Source organism: Stappia sp. G46H5W (assembly GCF_058448995.1).
The window spans coordinates 417,194-431,779 of the sequence record NZ_JBZFLL010000004.1 but is presented as its reverse complement, the minus strand read 5'-3'; the positions used below and the strand labels follow the sequence as shown (position 1 = coordinate 431,779).

Annotated in this window: 14 protein-coding genes; 4 read left to right on the top strand and 10 right to left on the bottom strand. The window is 68.1% G+C overall.

The window, feature by feature from the left end:
- Nucleotides 1-171: 171 nt before the first annotated feature.
- Together ACVJ6E_RS14835 and ACVJ6E_RS14830 are read left to right on the top strand one after the other, a co-directional pair.
- The gene (locus tag ACVJ6E_RS14835; RefSeq protein ID WP_120269413.1) at nt 172-1,230 is read left to right on the top strand and encodes a putative 2-aminoethylphosphonate ABC transporter ATP-binding protein; all 1,059 of its coding nucleotides are present in this window, start codon (nt 172-174) and stop codon (nt 1,228-1,230) included.
- Entirely contained in the window at nt 1,227-2,915 is a 1,689-nt protein-coding gene (locus ACVJ6E_RS14830) for an ABC transporter permease subunit (RefSeq protein WP_120269414.1), read from the top strand. Before ACVJ6E_RS14835 ends, ACVJ6E_RS14830 begins: the two co-directional genes overlap by 4 nt.
- Nucleotides 2,916-3,258: 343 nt before the next feature.
- On the opposite strand, the gene ACVJ6E_RS14825 is transcribed toward ACVJ6E_RS14830, so the two are convergent.
- Nucleotides 3,259-4,902: an HWE histidine kinase domain-containing protein gene (locus ACVJ6E_RS14825; protein ID WP_208996732.1), complete on the bottom strand. Its 1,644-nt coding sequence runs from the start codon at nt 4,900-4,902 to the stop codon at nt 3,259-3,261.
- A gap of 308 nt (nt 4,903-5,210) precedes the next feature.
- Here ACVJ6E_RS14825 and ACVJ6E_RS14820 point away from each other — a divergent pair, with 308 nt between their 5' ends.
- Nucleotides 5,211-5,501: a BON domain-containing protein gene (locus tag ACVJ6E_RS14820; RefSeq protein WP_158592705.1), complete on the top strand. Its 291-nt coding sequence runs from the start codon at nt 5,211-5,213 to the stop codon at nt 5,499-5,501.
- A 40-nt stretch (nt 5,502-5,541) separates the two neighbouring features.
- Here the strand turns inward: ACVJ6E_RS14820 and ACVJ6E_RS14815 are convergent, their stop codons facing one another.
- The 6 genes from ACVJ6E_RS14815 to coxB form a co-directional block, all read right to left on the bottom strand.
- Entirely contained in the window at nt 5,542-6,255 is a 714-nt protein-coding gene (locus tag ACVJ6E_RS14815; RefSeq protein ID WP_120269416.1) for an endonuclease/exonuclease/phosphatase family protein, read from the bottom strand.
- Between the two features lie 10 nt (nt 6,256-6,265).
- The gene (locus ACVJ6E_RS14810) at nt 6,266-7,750 is read right to left on the bottom strand and encodes a phospholipase D-like domain-containing protein (RefSeq protein ID WP_120269417.1); all 1,485 of its coding nucleotides are present in this window, start codon (nt 7,748-7,750) and stop codon (nt 6,266-6,268) included.
- Nucleotides 7,751-8,021: 271 nt separating this feature from the next.
- Nucleotides 8,022-8,534 carry a superoxide dismutase family protein gene (locus tag ACVJ6E_RS14805; RefSeq protein ID WP_120269418.1) on the bottom strand — a complete coding sequence of 171 codons (513 nt, stop codon included), beginning with the start codon at nt 8,532-8,534 and terminating at the stop codon, nt 8,022-8,024.
- Between the two features lie 118 nt (nt 8,535-8,652).
- Nucleotides 8,653-8,982, bottom strand: a complete 330-nt coding sequence (locus tag ACVJ6E_RS14800; protein WP_120269419.1) for a hypothetical protein — start codon at nt 8,980-8,982, stop codon at nt 8,653-8,655.
- On the bottom strand, nt 8,982-11,513 hold the full coding sequence (gene ctaD / locus ACVJ6E_RS14795; protein WP_120269420.1) for a cytochrome c oxidase subunit I: 2,532 nt from the start codon (nt 11,511-11,513) through the stop codon (nt 8,982-8,984). Before ctaD ends, ACVJ6E_RS14800 begins: the two co-directional genes overlap by 1 nt.
- The gene (gene coxB / locus ACVJ6E_RS14790) at nt 11,510-12,205 is read right to left on the bottom strand and encodes a cytochrome c oxidase subunit II (protein ID WP_120269421.1); all 696 of its coding nucleotides are present in this window, start codon (nt 12,203-12,205) and stop codon (nt 11,510-11,512) included. Before coxB ends, ctaD begins: the two co-directional genes overlap by 4 nt.
- Nucleotides 12,206-12,256: 51 nt before the next feature.
- On the opposite strand from coxB, the gene ACVJ6E_RS14785 reads away from it, so the two are divergent.
- A complete protein-coding gene (locus ACVJ6E_RS14785; RefSeq protein ID WP_120269422.1) occupies nt 12,257-12,757 on the top strand; it encodes a DUF2231 domain-containing protein in 501 nt (166 codons plus the stop codon).
- Here the strand turns inward: ACVJ6E_RS14785 and ACVJ6E_RS14780 are convergent.
- The 3 genes from ACVJ6E_RS14780 to ACVJ6E_RS14770 all read right to left on the bottom strand — a co-directional run bounded on the left by ACVJ6E_RS14780 (nt 12,738) and on the right by ACVJ6E_RS14770 (nt 14,548).
- Nucleotides 12,738-13,232, bottom strand: coding sequence for a HemJ family protein (locus ACVJ6E_RS14780; RefSeq protein WP_199681256.1), 495 nt, complete (start codon nt 13,230-13,232; stop codon nt 12,738-12,740). The genes ACVJ6E_RS14785 and ACVJ6E_RS14780 overlap by 20 nt on opposite strands.
- Nucleotides 13,232-13,960 (bottom strand): cytochrome c oxidase assembly protein, encoded by a 729-nt coding sequence (locus ACVJ6E_RS14775; protein WP_120269423.1) that lies wholly within the window; start codon nt 13,958-13,960, stop codon nt 13,232-13,234. The genes ACVJ6E_RS14780 and ACVJ6E_RS14775 overlap by 1 nt, the downstream gene beginning before the upstream one ends.
- A 66-nt stretch (nt 13,961-14,026) precedes the next feature.
- Nucleotides 14,027-14,548 (bottom strand): hypothetical protein, encoded by a 522-nt coding sequence (locus ACVJ6E_RS14770; RefSeq protein ID WP_120269424.1) that lies wholly within the window; start codon nt 14,546-14,548, stop codon nt 14,027-14,029.
- Between the last annotated feature and the right edge of the window lie 38 nt (nt 14,549-14,586).

Here is a 14,586-nt window from a genome sequence, read left to right as displayed (position 1 = left end):
TCTTGCGCAAACGCTGGACCGCCGGTTGAGCCCGGCCTCGTAACACGCTGCCGCCGGCGCCGACCCTTGCGGGACGGTGCCGGCCGCGACCTTCGGGCGGTTCGGGCCCCTGGCCCGCGCGCGCCTTGCCCGGCCGTCATCCTTTCGAACACACGCCCGCAGGAAAGCCTCATGGACCTTTCTATCCACGATCTCGTCAAGCGCTTCGGCAAGCTTACCGCGCTCGACCATGTCTCGCTGGAGGTGGCCCAGGGCTCCTTCGTCTGTTTCCTCGGCCCCTCGGGCTGCGGCAAGACCACCTTGCTGCGCGTCATCGCCGGGCTGGAGGAGGCCGACGGCGGCAGCATCCGTCTCGGCGGTTCCGACCTGTCCGCAATCCCCGCCAGGAACCGCAATTTTGGCGTGGTCTTCCAGTCCTACTCGCTGTTTCCCAACATGACGGCCGCCCGCAATGTCGGCTACGGGCTGGAATGCCGGGGCTGGGACAAGGCGCGGATGCAGGCCCGCATCCGGGAAATGCTCGACCTCGTCCATCTTGCCGACCAGGCCGAGAAATTGCCCTCGCAGATGTCCGGCGGCCAGCAGCAGCGCATCGCGCTGGCGCGGGCGCTGGCTCCCGACCCGTCCGCCCTGCTGCTCGACGAGCCGTTGTCCGCGCTCGACGCCAAGGTTCGCGAGGAGCTGCGCATCGAGATCCGCGCGGTCCAGAAGCGCCTCGGCATCACCACCATCATGGTCACCCACGACCAGGAAGAGGCGCTGGCCATGGCCGACCTGATCGTCGTCATGAGCAAGGGCCACATCGAGCAGATCGGCACGCCGCAACAGCTCTATCGCGAGCCCGCCACCGCCTTCGTCGCCGACTTCATCGGTCGCATGAACGTGCTGCCGCTCGACCCGGGAACGGCCGGCGGATTCAGCTTCGGCGGCGTCCCGCTGGAAGTGGCAACGCATGCCAACGGCGGCAAAGGTCCCGCAACGCCCGCCGCCCTCGGCATTCGCCCGGAAGCCGTCGCACTGACCGACGCGGGCACCAGCGGGGCAAATATCCTCCCCGCCAGCGTGCGCTCGGTCTCCTTCCTAGGAAACATCACCCGCGTCGAGCTGGAGCCGGAAAATCGGCCGGAAACCGGCATTGTCGCCGAGCTGCACGGCACCGCCGCCATCCCGGAAGCAGGAGCCCGACTGGCCGTGTCTCTCCCCGCCGACGCGCTGCGGGTGCTGTCATGAGCACGACGGCCGCACGCGGCGCGCAGTCGGTCGGCAGGACCGCCGGCTGGGCCAGCGACCGCTCGATCACCATGGGCCTGTCGGTTCTCGCGGCGATCCCGATCCTGCTGTTCCTGCTGCTGCCGCTGACCGGCATCCTGCTGCGCGGCTTCGAGACGCCTACCGGCTTCGGCATCGGCAATTTCACCGAGACCTTCGGGGCCGAACGCTTCTGGCGGCTGGTCCTCAACAGCATTTCCATGTCGCTGACCGCGACGCTGGCCGCCGTCGGCCTTGCCTATTTCTACGCTTATGCCCTGCAGCGCGCGGCCATTCCCTTCAAGCCGTTCCTGCGGATCGCGGTACTGACACCGCTGTTCGCCCCCTCGCTGGTGCAGGCGCAGGGACTTATCCTCCTGCTCGGCCGCAACGGCGTATTCAACCGCTTCCTCGGCTTCGACATTGATATCTATGGCTTTTGGGGAACGGCAATCGCCAACGCGCTCTATGCCTTTCCCTATGCCTACCTGATCCTGTCCGCAGCGCTTGCGGTGGCCGATGCCCGCATCTACGAGAGCGCCGAAACGCTCGGCGCGGGGCCGGCGCGGATCTTCCGGGACGTAACGCTGCCGGCGACGCGCTTTGGCCTCGCGGCGGCGATCTTCGTCGTCTTCACCCTGGTGATGACCGATTTCGGCAACCCGATGGTGATCGGCGGCGACTTCAGCGTCCTGGCCACCGAGGTCTACAACCAGGTGATCGGGCAGGCGCAATTCGGCCTCGGCGCGGTGATCGGCATCGTCCTCCTGGTGCCCGCTATCCTCGCCAAGCTGATCGAGAAGCGCATCTCCAGCCGCCAGCACGCGCTGGTAACCGCCCAGTCCAAGCCCCTGGAAGTAAAGCCCTCTCGCGGCCGCGACCTCGCCTTCTCGCTCTATGCCTACGTGATCGTGTCGCTGATCCTAAGCGTGCTTGTCATCGTCGTGGTGGCGAGCTTCGTGCGGCTGTGGCCCTACAACATGAGCTTCACGCTCAAGCACTACGAGTTCGACGTCCAGAACGGCACGGCGCCGCTGTGGAACAGCGTCGGCGTCTCGCTCGCCACCGCCATCGCCGGCGTCGCGATCACCGGCCTGACCGCCATCGTGGTGCAGAAGTTCCGGAACCCTCTCACCGGGCCGCTGTCGCTGCTGGCGATCCTGCCGGCGGCCGTTCCCGGCATGGTGCTGGGCCTCGGCTACGTGCTGACCTTCAACGAGCCGGCCAACCCGCTCAACGTGCTCTATGGCAGCTTCGCGCTGATCGTTATCCTCAGCGTCTACTACAACCACGCCCACGCTTTCCTGATCTCTTCGACCAGTCTCAAGCAGATAGGCCCGGTCTTCGACGAGGCCTCGACAACGCTCGGCGGCAGCACGCTGACCACCTTGCGCAAGGTGACGCTGCCGCTTCTGTGGCCGACGCTGCTCGGCGTCGGGGTGTTCTATTTCATGCGGACGATGGTCTCGCTGTCGGCAGTTATCTTCCTGGTGACGCCATCGACGCAGCTCGCCGCCGTCTCGGTCCTGCAGCTGTCCGACCGGGGCGCGGTCAACCAGGCGGCCGCCTTTTCGGTCTGCATCATGGCGATCGTGATCGGGTGCCTGTTGATCGTGCGGGCGATCCTCTGGCTGGCGGGCGCGAAGAACGTCACCCTGATCCGCTAGGCATCGAGACCAAAAACAAAAGCGGATGCAAGGACTTGCGCCTTTGCGTCCGCACCCGCGGCGATGCTTGTCCCCCTTGCCGAAGCTTGAGAAATTTCGAGACGGATTTTGCAAAATTCCGCGCCGAAATCGCCGAAATTCGAGAAACGCGTCGCAACTCCCGCTCGCGTGCCGGATCGCTCGGTTCGCCGCGACAAACGCAAGAAAAGCACGCAGGCCGACAAGCAGCCGGGCACGCCGCCCGCACGGGGACAAGTGCGCACGAGGCCGGGGACAAACCGCCGAAACGCCGATGCCCCGGCCCGCGGCTGTGCCGCCGACCGGGCGCGCCGTCAGTTGCCCGCTATTCCGCTGCCTTGTAGGTGAGGTTCTCGGAAACCGCGTCGAGCGGGTTGGAGCTTCCCTCCTTGCGCAGCTCCGACCAGGGCGCGTGCATCGACCAGTAGAGACCGTCCGGACGATACTCCAGCGTCACGCTGGCCGAAAACGCCGCGGCCGCGTGGCGCTCGATGATGACCGAGCCGAAGCCGCTCCGCTCGGGCGGCGTGACGGCCGGGCCGCCTTCCTCGCGCCATTCCAGCAGCACGCCGGGCTCGTCCCGCCGCTCGCCGGCACTGACCCAGGAAATGCGGATGCAGCCGAGCGGGCTTTGCAGCGCGCCGTACTTGATCGAGTTGGTGGCAAGCTCGTGCAGCACCAGGCCGAGATTCTGCACTGCGCTGACGCCGAGCACGAAATCCTCGCCCTCGATCGCCCGCTGGTCGGGCGACACGCCGACGGTCGACAGGTGCTGGTCGATCAGGCTGTGTATCGACACGCCGTACCAGTTTTCCTGGGCCAGCAGTTCGACGGACTGGGCAAGGCCCTGCAGCCTGGTGTCGGCCGCCTCCTGGAGCTCCTCCTTGGTGGCGGACTGGCGCGCGATCTGGCGCAGGATCGCCTGCACCAGGGTCAGGACGTTCTTGGTGCGGTGGACCAGCTCGCGCAGCAGCAGATGCACGCGGTTTTCGGCCTCGCTGCGGTCGAAGGACGCGTTGCACAGGGCAACCGCGATCTGGTTGACCTCGCTCACCCTTGTTTCCAGCGGCGCGACGATCTCGCCCCGCCCCATCCGCTCCGCCATCCGCGAGAGCTGCCGCACGGAGCGGCTGAGCTGGCGGGCAACGAGATAGGCGAGCAGCATGCTCATGGCGATGAAGGCGATGCTGCCGAAGAGCAGCAGCTTCCACGTCACGACCTGCGACTGAACCGAGGCGACAGGCCCCGACACGACCACCACCCAGGGGAAGTTCGGCAGCCGGGCGTAACCGCTCACCATCGCCTCGCCGGCCTGCTCGAACTCCATGGACCCGCTGAAACTGCCGAACCCGCGATGCGGGGTGCCGGGAAACGGAGTGGCGATCGGCAGGCCGTTGGCGCCGCTGGATGCGATGACCATGTCGTTCTGGTCGATGACGGCCGCGCTCCAGCCCGGCGGGATCACCTCGCGGGACAGCACCGCCTGCACCTGGTCGGTGCCCTGGGTCAGGATCAGCGCGGCACCGACACCGCGCAGGGTCTCGGGCAGCGGCATGGTGACGTTGAACACCCACTCGCCGCTCGTCTTGCCGAAGAAGATGTCGGAAACGCTGATCTTGTCGCTGGCGAGGGCCGCCTCCAGCGCGGCCAGATTGGAGGTGATGCCGAGCGGCGTGCCGTAGGGAACCCGGGTGTTGAGCAGTTGCTGGCCGTTCTCGTCCATCAGGATGAGATACATGGCGTGCGACGACAGGATGTGCTGCGTCCGGTTCTGGAAGCCCTGGAGGTCTCCGTCCTCCAGCTCCGGAAACACGGAAAGCAGCCGGAGCGTCGACGTCATGTCGGTAAGATGGCGCTCGACGATGCGTCCGAGCGTGCGCGCATCGGTGGTCGCCCGCTCGCGCAGCTCCTTGCGTTCGTTGGCCTCGATCTCAATGAAGAGAAAGGTCGCGACCGCGATCAGAGGCACGGCGATGGCAGCCGCGAGAAACGTCAAATATGACGTGATGGACGCCGTGGGCGGCCTGAATGGCAGTCTCGATGACAGCTTGCGCAAACGTGTCCGGTGCCGCTCGTATCCACACATGCCCCCATGCGCAGCCTTCCAGCCAGCACCCCTTTCCGGCTAGACGTTTACCCCCCGATCCGCTGCAAAACGTACTATCAAAATACAGACTTGGCCATAACGCCATTTTTGCGAAGCTGTGCAGAAAGGAACAAAAGCGCGTGCCCGCCGTTCGAGAGATATCGAAGGATCGAACACGAGAGGAGCACGACATGGCAGGACCCGAGCACGGGAGCGGACCGGAGACGCCGGCAGGCGCGATCCCGGATGCACGCATCAGCGAGCACGTTCGCGAGCGGCTGGACGAGGATCCCCATCTGGAGGACGGCGCCATCGATATCGACGTGAAGGACGGCGAAGTCACACTCAGCGGCCTCGTCGACCACCCCCATGACAAGCAGCGGGCCGAAGAGTGCGCCGGCTCCGTTCGCGGCGTTGTCGGCGTGCGCAACAACCTGCGCGCCCGCCCGCATCCGGTGCCCCCGCAAAGCGATCTGGCGTGAGCGGCGGGGGCCTGCCGTCTTGCGGCGGCCGGCCCCGCCCTCAGCTTCGCTCGATGGTCGCAAGCAGCGGCAGGTGGTCGGAGGCAAGACGTGCCAGCGGCGTGCGCAGGGCCGTGCAGTCGAGGCACCGAAGACCTTTCGACAGGAAGATGTGGTCGAGCCGCAGCAAGGGAAAGCGCGCGGGAAAGGTCGGCCCGGCAAGCCGGTCGGTTCTCGGCCGGGCAAGCTGAAGCGCGCCGGCGATCTGCGCGAAGCTGCGCGAGGACGGCAGCGAGTTGAAATCCCCCATCAGCACCGTGTCCTCACCCCGGCACCCCGGATGGCCGAGCCAGCCGGGCCCCAGCAGCGCGCGCGCCTGTGCCAGCCGCTCGCCCCGCCACAGGCCCAGATGCGTGTTGAGGACGTTGATCGGACGGCCCGCGTGCTCGATCCGGCACCAGATCGCGCCGCGCGGCTCGCCCCGCGACGGCAGCGGCCCGGTCTTGACCACCTGCATCGGCAGAGCGGTGAGGATGGCATCGCCGTATTTCTCCTCCGCCACATGCATGGCGGGGTGGAAGACGGACGTCATCTCCAGCGCGGCCGCGATCTGCTCGGCCTGGTCGACGCCGCCGCTGCGCGAGCGGCCGACATCGAGCTCCTGCAGGGCGACCACGTCCGGCCGCGCCTCGGCGATCACCTCGACGATGCGCGAAAGGTCGAGCCGCCGGTCGCCGCCGACGCAGCCATGGACGTTGTAGGACAGCAGTCTCAAGGGCCCGGTCCTAGAACCACGCCTTCAGCATGCCGGTCAGGCGCGAGGCGGCGAAGCTGCCGACCTCGCGAAAGCGCTGCAGCGGCCAGTAGCGGCGCTTTGGATCGACGATGCCCGAACCGAGATGCAGCAGGCCGGCGCGCTTGCGCGGGTTGACCCGGTAGGAGCGCAGGCCGCGCGCATTGACGTTGAATTCGTCGATCACGGCGGCCAGCGAGCCGGTGCGCTCCACCACCTGCGCGACCGCAGCCGGATCCGCGTCGAGATGTTCGGCCATGAGCGTGTTGCGCAGCCGCGTGATGGCCTGCTGGCAGGCCTCGCCCTGTGCCTCGATCGCAAGGTCGCACTCGCTGTCGAAGCCTTCCGAGCGGTTGTTGAGATTGGCCGAGCCGACCCGCACGAAGCGGTCGTCGACGATCACCAGCTTGGCGTGGATCAGCACTTCCTGCTCGCCGCCCTTGCCGTCGGGAACGACCGCATAGGCAATGCGCAGGCGGCTGAAGGTGTCGGCCCGCATCAGCCGGCGGATCGCCAGCGTGCGGCCATAGCCCATCGTCCACTGCTCCAGCAGGCCGCGCGTGTCGCGGGTGACGAGGATCACCACTTCCGGCCCGCCTTCCTCGCGCAGGCGCGCCGTCAGATGGCGCACCACCCGCGTGGAGGCGAGATACTGGGTCTCGATATAGATGTTGTCGCGCGCCGCATCGATGGCATCGCACGTGAGCTGGATCGGGTCGGTGCGCCGCTTGTGATCGCGGCCGCCCGCCTCGGCAAGGGCGACGGCCACGTCGCAACCGGTGATGTGCGGCTCCAGCTCGTTCGGCCAGAACTCGCCCGGCGCCTCGGCGGCGGGAAGCTCGCCAGAGACCACCCGCCCCCAGCGCCGCCGCACCACATCCGCAATCACGCGCGCGCCCTCGCCCGACAGCGCCACCTGGATGTCGTGCACCGGGCCGTAGGGGTCGCCGTTCGGACGCCGGCGCAGCGGGTTTTCCGCCAGATGGTCGGGCGTGTCCCAGCGCTGCGAGGTGAGGTCGATGCCGCCGACGAAGGCGAGCTCCTCGTCGATCACCACCAGCTTCTGGTGATGGGAGGCGCGCAAGGGATGCTCGAAATCGTAATGCAGCGCGATGCGCGGGTGCTCGCACCAGTCCGTGTCCTGCAGGACCGGAATGCGGCCGCTGGAATAGACCGGCCCCTCGCCCCACACGAGGATGCGCACGTCGAGATCCGGCGTTTCCTCGACCCGCGAGCGCAGCAGATCGCCGAGGGTCATCGCATCTTCGTTCTGCGGCTGCAGGAGGATGTCGGGATCGAAATCCCAGCCGACGATCCAGATGGACCGGCGCGCCTGCCGCAAGGCCGTCTCGACCTGGCGGTAGTAGGCATCCGCGTCGACGAGAAAGGCGAGACGATCCGCCCGCGCCACCCGCCAGGCGTTGCGGTCGGTGTCGATGATGGAAGAAGCGTCGGAAAAGGTGTCTGTGCTGGTCATCCAGTTGCTGCTGCCTGCCGTGGGTCTTCGGCGAAGAGGGGGCGCAGGATGCGCCGCGTCCGTCCGCCAATTCGAGCAGGAGCGCGCATGCGCCCCCGCGTGCTGCGGCCGTCTGTGCGGCGATCACGCGATCGCCCGCTCGGCCTTGTCCCTGGCTGGATAAGTCGTCAGAGGGAAAATCGTTCCCTCCCGGCCCCGCCCGCAGGACGGGAGGAGCGCTCTCGGCGGCGGAAAACCGCCGCCGGAACGCATGCGCGAAAGCTCAGGCGGCTTACTCGATGACCGCGCAGGCGCGGCGGTCGCCGGCATCGCCGGTGGGCTGGCTGGAATAGTCGTCCTTGCCGCCATGGATCATCAGCGCCTTGCCGCGAATGGCCTGGTCGCCGTCGAGCGTCACCATGGCGTTGAACACCTGCGCCCGCAGCGTGCCGTCCGCATCCACCCACTGGTTGGGCATGTCGCCGGCATGGGGTCCGTTTTCCGAAAGATAGCCGTGCTCGGCACCGCCCGGATTGAAATGGCCGCCGGCCGACTTGTGGCCGCCAGCAGCATCGCATGTGCCGGTCTCGTGCACATGGAAAGCGACCCACTGGCCGGCGGGCAAGCCGCTCACCTCGACATCGATGAGCACGCCGGCCGAGGTGCCGGTGAGGGTCGCGCGGCCCGCCTCCTTGCCGTCCTGGCCGATGAAGGTGGCGGTCGCCTCCTGCCGCTCCTGGCCCTGCGCAGCCGCCGGCAAGGCGGCGATGGCGACGAGGCCGGCGGCGATCATGACAGTTTTCATCCCTGGATCTCCTGCATTTGGCGATGACGGCAGCGCAGCCCGCAAGAGGCGCGCGCCGCCCATCATCACACAACGGCCGAGCGCCCGACATGTTCCATGCGCGGGTCCGCCCGGCGCCCTACAGGCAGGTGGTCAGGAAGAAGACGCCGGCGAAGGAAAAGACGCTGGCACCGAGCGCGGCGATCGCCGCGAAATAGGCGATGGGGTAGAGGAACCCGCTCCCCCTCCGCCGCCGCAGCGCCGCGATCACCGCAGCTCCCGCCGCAAGGTGCACCAGGAAGATCGCGATCAGCTGCAGGCGCTGCAGCGACATTCCGCCGGCCATGTCGAGCACGACCGTGTCCCAGCCGAAGCGGCAGCCGACCGACAGCATGGCATAGAGCGCCACGAAGGCGAGCGCCCATACCGTGAAGCCGGCGCCCAGAAGAAGCGGCGAGGTGCGTTTCATCAGCCCGCCCCTCCGGTTGCCGCCAGCCAGGCGAAGGCGAAGGCAGCGCCAAGGCCGAGGATGCCGGTCGCGGCCGCATAGTCGTGCCAGACCCGGCCGATGCGAAGATCGAGGCTGCGCGCCGCCGACAGGAAGCCGGCCCGCCAACGCCAGAGGCCATAAGCGGCGAGCAGCGCGCCGAAGCCCGCGCGAAGGCCGCACAGGGCCAGCAGCACCAGCGCGGTGGCGTTGTGCGCATGGGCCGTCGGTGTCGGCACGCTTGCTGCCATCAGCGCGAACAAAAGCGCCGCCCCGCCATGAGCCGCCAAGCACAGGGCAAGCCGCGGGGCGGGCGAGCGCTCGCCGAGCAGCGCGGCAAGACTGCCTCGGCCAGCGAAGGCGGCGAGCGCCAGGAGGGCGAGGCAGGCGGCGGCAAGCGCGGGATCGGGCAGCGCCGGGCGGGCCGGCGGCCATTGCGGGGCGACCAGCCACAGGAAAAGCCCGCCGAACAGCAGCGAGGAAAACAGCGTCGCCTCGGCGGCGCAGGCGAGCACCATCGCCCACCAGGACGGCGCGCCCTCGCTCTCCCAATGCGGGCGGGCGGAGGTGCCGTTGCCGATGGGAAGCGGCCCCGTGTCCTGCCGCGCGCCGGTGGCGGAGGTCCAGGCCAGCAGCGAGACGACGACCGCAAGGAAGGCGAAGAGCGCCAGCCAGTAGACCTTGGCGAGCAGGCACAGGACGACGGCGGCGGTGAGGAGCCCGCTCCACAGCGGCAGGAAGGTCTGGCGCGGCAGGATGATGAGCTGCTCCGGCCGGCCGGTGACCATATCGACGCCGAGCGTCTCCATCCAGCCGTTGCGGGTGAAGCCGAGATAGCCGCGCCCGCCGGCAAGCCGTGCCCCCTCCTGCTCGGGCGCCAGCCGGTCGCCGCGCTCGGTGATGTGCGGCAGCGAGGCGAAGCCATAGGAGGTCGGCGGCGTCGGGATCGCCCATTCCATCGTCCGCGCGCCCCAGGGATTGCGCCGGAACCTGCGCCCGAAGCGCAGATGCACGACGAGGTCGATGACGAAGAGCGCAAAGCCGATGGTCATCACGAAGGAGCCGACAGAGGACAGAAGGTTGAGCCAGTCGAGCCGCGCCTCGACCGGGTAGGTGTCGACCCGGCGCGGCATGCCGCGCAGCCCCGTCAGGTGCATGTGGAAGAAGGTGAGGTTGAAGCCGATGAAGATCGCCCAGAAGGCCGGCTTCGACAGCCGGTGCTCGGCAAGGCGCCCGGTGAAATGCGGCAGCCAGTAATAGGCGGCCGCCATCATCGGGAAGACGAAGCCTCCGACCAGAACGTAGTGCAGATGCGCGACGACGAAATGCGTGTCGTGCGCCTGCCAGTTGAACGGCACCATCGCCAGCATGACCCCGGTCAGCCCGCCGATGACGAAGACGAAGAAGAAGCCGCCGAGATAGAGCATCGGCACGTCGAAGCGTGGCCGCCCGGCCGCGAGCGTCGCGATCCAGGCGAAGATCTGCACCGCCGTGGGGATCGCCACCAGCCCGCTGGCGGCGGAGAAGAACGCCAGCGCCAGATGCGGAATGCCGACGGTGAACATGTGGTGGACCCACAGGCCGAAGGACAGGAAGGCCATCGCGATCACTGCGACGATGACCGCCCGGTAGCCGACCAGCTCGTGCCGGGCGAAGGTCGGGATCATCATCGAGATCGCCCCGGCTGCCGGCAGGAAGATGATGTAGACCTCCGGATGGCCGAACAGCCAGAACAGGTGCTGCCACAGCAGCGAGTCCCCGCCCCTGGTGGGATCGAAGAATGGCAGGTCGGCGGCGCGCTCCAGCTCCAGCAGGACCGAGCCGAGGATCAGCGGCGGGAAGCCGAACAGCATCATCAGGGCGGTGATCAGCAGATACCAGGCCATGATCGGCATGCGGGCAAGGCTCATGCCCGGCGCGCGCAGCTTCAGCACCGAGACGGTGATCTCGATGGCCGCCGACAGGGCCGAGATCTCCACGAAGGTGATGCCGAGCAGCCAGACATCGGCATTGATGCCGGGCGTGTAGGTGGAGGAGGACAGCGGCGTGTACATGAACCAGCCGCTGTCCGGTGCAACGCCGGCCACCATGGCGCAAAGCAGGATCGAGGCGCCGAAGATGTAGCACCAGAAGCCGTAGGCGGTGAGCCGCGGGAAGGCGAGATCGCGCGCGCCCAGGAGCTTTGGCAACAGGTAGATCGCAAAACCCTCGAACATCGGGATCGCGAACAGGAACATCATCACCGTGCCGTGCATGGTGAAGAGCTGGCCGTAGACCTCCGGCCCGACGAAGGCCGTGCTCGAGGTGGCGAGCTGCACCCGGATCAGCATGGCCAGCAGCCCGCCGACCGCGAAGAAGAAGAAGGCGGCAAGGATGAAGCGCTTGCCGAGGATGGAATGATTGACCGCCCCGAGCTGCTGCCAGCCGGCCGGCGTGTCCCACAGGGCGGCGAGCTCCCGGTGCAGGCGGATCGGGTTGGGGGCCTGCTCCTGCGGCGGTGCGTTCCCGCTCATCGTGCGCCCTCCCCGTCTGGTACGGCGCCTGTCGCCGCGCCCTCCCGAAGGCCGACGAGACGCGCGAAGGCGTCTTCCTCATGCGCCTCGACGGAAAAGCGCATCGGTGCATGGCCGATGCCGCAATATTCGGCGCAGACCCCGCCATAGGTGCCGGGCCGGTCCGCCCTCAGGCGGATGACGTTGACATGGCCAGGAATGGCATCGAGCTTGCCGCCCAGACGCGGCACCCAGAACGAGTGGATGACATCCTCGCTGGTCAAGGCCACGTCGACATCCCGCCCCGCCGGCAGGTGCAGAAGATCGTGGGTCTCGTGCCCGCCGGGATAGCGAAAGCGCCAGCTCCACTGGCGGGCCGTCGCCTCGATGCGCAGCGCCTCGCCCTGGCGAACCACCAGCACCTGTTCGCCCAGCGCGAAGGCCGCCGTCACCAGGCCGGCCAGGATGACGAGGGGAACGACCAGCCCGCCCCACAGGATCAGCCGCGTCTCGCCGAAACGGCGCAGCCAGGCGGGGCGGACGAAGGCCAGCGTCAGAACCGCGGCGACGGCGAGAAAAATCGCCGTTCCGGCAAACAGCATGACCCACCACAAGGTCCCGATGCCGCGCGCCGCCGGCCCTTCGGGCTGCAGCGCCGACAGCGGTCCGGTGCAGGCGGCAAGGGCAAGGCCGGCGCCGACAAGCGCGCCCATGCGGAACAAAACGCCCCCGCGAGCGCTTTCCCTGCCAAAGGAAGGACCACGATGAATGAAATGTACGACACCGACAGCCCCGTCATCGAGGAGGTCGCCAGCGAGCCGGTCGCCTCCGCCGTTGCCGTCGCCGGACATCCGCTGCATGCCATGAGCGTGCATTTTCCCATCGCGCTGGTGATCGCCACGCTCGGCTGCGACGTCTTCTACTGGTGGTCGGGCGATCCGTTCTGGCTGCGCGCCGGCCTGTGGTCCTCGGGCTTCGCCTTCCTGGCCGGCCTCGGCGCGGGGCTGGTCGGCACGGCCGAGCTGCTGCTCGTTCCCGGCATCCGCATCCGCGCGGCCAGCTGGACCCACGCCGTTGCCGCGATGATGCTGATCGCCACCGCCGGCACCAACTGGGGCCTGCGGCTGACCGATCCGGACGCGGTGCTGCCGCACGGCCTGATGCTGTCGGTGCTGGCCAGCGTCTTCACCGGCCTGGCAGGCTGGCATGGCGGCAAACTCGTGTTCGATCACGGCATCGGCCTCATCATCTCCGAAAAGGATTGAGCTCGCCCACAAGGCGCTTCAGGGCGCCGGGCTCCGACAGGGCCTGCGGCAGCAGGCCCTCCAGGTCGGGCTTTGCCAGCACCACCACCAGGATGGCGGCGGCCGTCGCCGTGACGGCGGCGATGGCGACCAGCCCGCGAAACAGCGAATACTCGCCGCCATCGCGGAACAGGCCGACGACGACCGCCCCGGTGAGAATGTGCAGCACCACCAGGACGCCGACGAAGGCGAGCTTGAGCTGGAACCAGGCGTCGAACGCCTGCTGCAGGAAGATCAGCGCCGTGCCGCTGCCCACGGCAATGAAGGCGGCCGGCGAGATGATCCCCACATACAGGTAGCGCACCGTCGCATGCAGGGAGTGGAACGCCTCGTCGTGCCCGACCCTCTCGCGCCGCAGATAGAGCCCCGGCAGGCAGACCAGCCCGGCAACCCAGATGGCGATGGCGGCGATGTGCAGCCCCTTGACCCAGAGCATCAGCGCACACGCCGCGATGCGGGCGCCAGCTGCACCGAGAGCAGCAGCAGCGCCGCCACGAGATAGGGGAGCGAGGCGGGCACCCACATGATCAGGCCGGCCAGCTGCTGGTCGGCAAGCGGCGACAGGCCGAAAGGCTGCGTGGTGCCGAAATGCGCCGCATAGAGCGGGGCGCGGGCGAAGGTGAGCAGCGCGCCGAGCATGCCCATCTGCACCATGGTCGCGAGCAGGGCGAAGATCGCCGAGCCGGGATGGGCAGCGGGCGCGAGCACCGCGCGCCACAGGGCGAAGGCCGCGCCAAGCAGGCTGAGCTGCATGGTCCAGTAGGGCAACGTCCCGACGATTGCGACCTCGTAGACCTGCGGCACATGCCAGAACCACAGAAGCAGCGCGTTGACGGCAACGAGAGCGCTGAGCGGCAGGGCGGGCGCGGGAAACCGCACCATGCGAAAGGCGAGCGCCAGCAGCGGCGCCGCGACGGCGATCAGCAGGGCGTGATGGGCAACGCGGGCGGAAAACAGCGAAACGGTGAGCGCGCAGAGCGGCGACAGGAACAGCAGCGCCAGAAGAAAGGTGCCGGCGATCAGGGCCGGGCGGCCCTCGCGCGAACCGGCATAGCGATGAAGCCCCAGCAGGGCGGCGCAAAGCGCAAGCGCGATGAAATCGAAATTCCACGCAAAGAGCAGGGTTTGCGGCGCTGGAGCCGGTCCGCAATAGACGTCAGGCATATCGGTTTCACCTCGCGATCGAAACCGAAACGCCTCGCCGCGGTGAATCGTTCCCCTGCCCGACCGTCAATCGGTGCCGGTGCCGCCCGTGTCCTCATCCTTTTTCTCGTCCCGCTGGCGGGCGAGCGCGGCGTCCAGCTGACGCGCGAGATCGAGAAGCCGGTCCGGCACCGGCTCGCTTCCGATGTTCTTCAGCAGGTCGGCAAAATAGCGGCCGCCAAGGAGGCTCGGTGCTCTCGGGCGGGGGATCTCGTCGGGGTCCTCGTCGTCGTCAGGAAGGGTCATGTTTCTCCTGCGCTCCTGCCTGCGGGCATCACTCAAGGTACCACACCACACCTCCGCCACTTGCGGACGCGCGCCATGGAGCATGCAGCCGCCGGCGATTCGGCGCAATGCGCCGGATAAGCTTCCCGGACGAACATGCTGGGGCGGTTGGTCGGCTTCGTCCGGGTTCGGCAACGGATCCTCGTCCGGCAACCGGTCGGGATCCGGCTCGCGCACCGGCTGCGGCGGAAAAGGCGGCGGCGGGAAAGACGGCGCACCGGGCTCGGGCCGGGGAGTGCCGGGATCGGGATGTTCGTCGGTCATGGCAATGCCTCCTCTTGCATAACCTGACCAGGCCCGGC

Excerpts from the sequence above, each read along its gene's own strand:
- ACVJ6E_RS14770 (WP_120269424.1), bottom strand. The coding sequence starts at position 14,548 with ATGACCGACGAACATCCCGATCCCGGCACTCCCCGGCCCGAGCCCGGT.
- ACVJ6E_RS14800 (WP_120269419.1), bottom strand. The coding sequence starts at position 8,982 with ATGAAACGCACCTCGCCGCTTCTTCTGGGCGCCGGCTTCACGGTATGG.
- ctaD (WP_120269420.1), bottom strand. The coding sequence starts at position 11,513 with ATGAGCGGGAACGCACCGCCGCAGGAGCAGGCCCCCAACCCGATCCGC.
- ACVJ6E_RS14775 (WP_120269423.1), bottom strand. The coding sequence starts at position 13,960 with ATGCCTGACGTCTATTGCGGACCGGCTCCAGCGCCGCAAACCCTGCTC.
- ACVJ6E_RS14805 (WP_120269418.1), bottom strand. The coding sequence starts at position 8,534 with ATGAAAACTGTCATGATCGCCGCCGGCCTCGTCGCCATCGCCGCCTTG.
- ACVJ6E_RS14780 (WP_199681256.1), bottom strand. The coding sequence starts at position 13,232 with ATGCTCTGGGTCAAGGGGCTGCACATCGCCGCCATCGCCATCTGGGTT.
- ACVJ6E_RS14835 (WP_120269413.1), top strand. The coding sequence starts at position 172 with ATGGACCTTTCTATCCACGATCTCGTCAAGCGCTTCGGCAAGCTTACC.
- ACVJ6E_RS14810 (WP_120269417.1), bottom strand. The coding sequence starts at position 7,750 with ATGACCAGCACAGACACCTTTTCCGACGCTTCTTCCATCATCGACACC.
- coxB (WP_120269421.1), bottom strand. The coding sequence starts at position 12,205 with ATGGGCGCGCTTGTCGGCGCCGGCCTTGCCCTTGCCGCCTGCACCGGA.
- ACVJ6E_RS14785 (WP_120269422.1), top strand. The coding sequence starts at position 12,257 with ATGAATGAAATGTACGACACCGACAGCCCCGTCATCGAGGAGGTCGCC.
- ACVJ6E_RS14830 (WP_120269414.1), top strand. The coding sequence starts at position 1,227 with ATGAGCACGACGGCCGCACGCGGCGCGCAGTCGGTCGGCAGGACCGCC.
- ACVJ6E_RS14820 (WP_158592705.1), top strand. The coding sequence starts at position 5,211 with ATGGCAGGACCCGAGCACGGGAGCGGACCGGAGACGCCGGCAGGCGCG.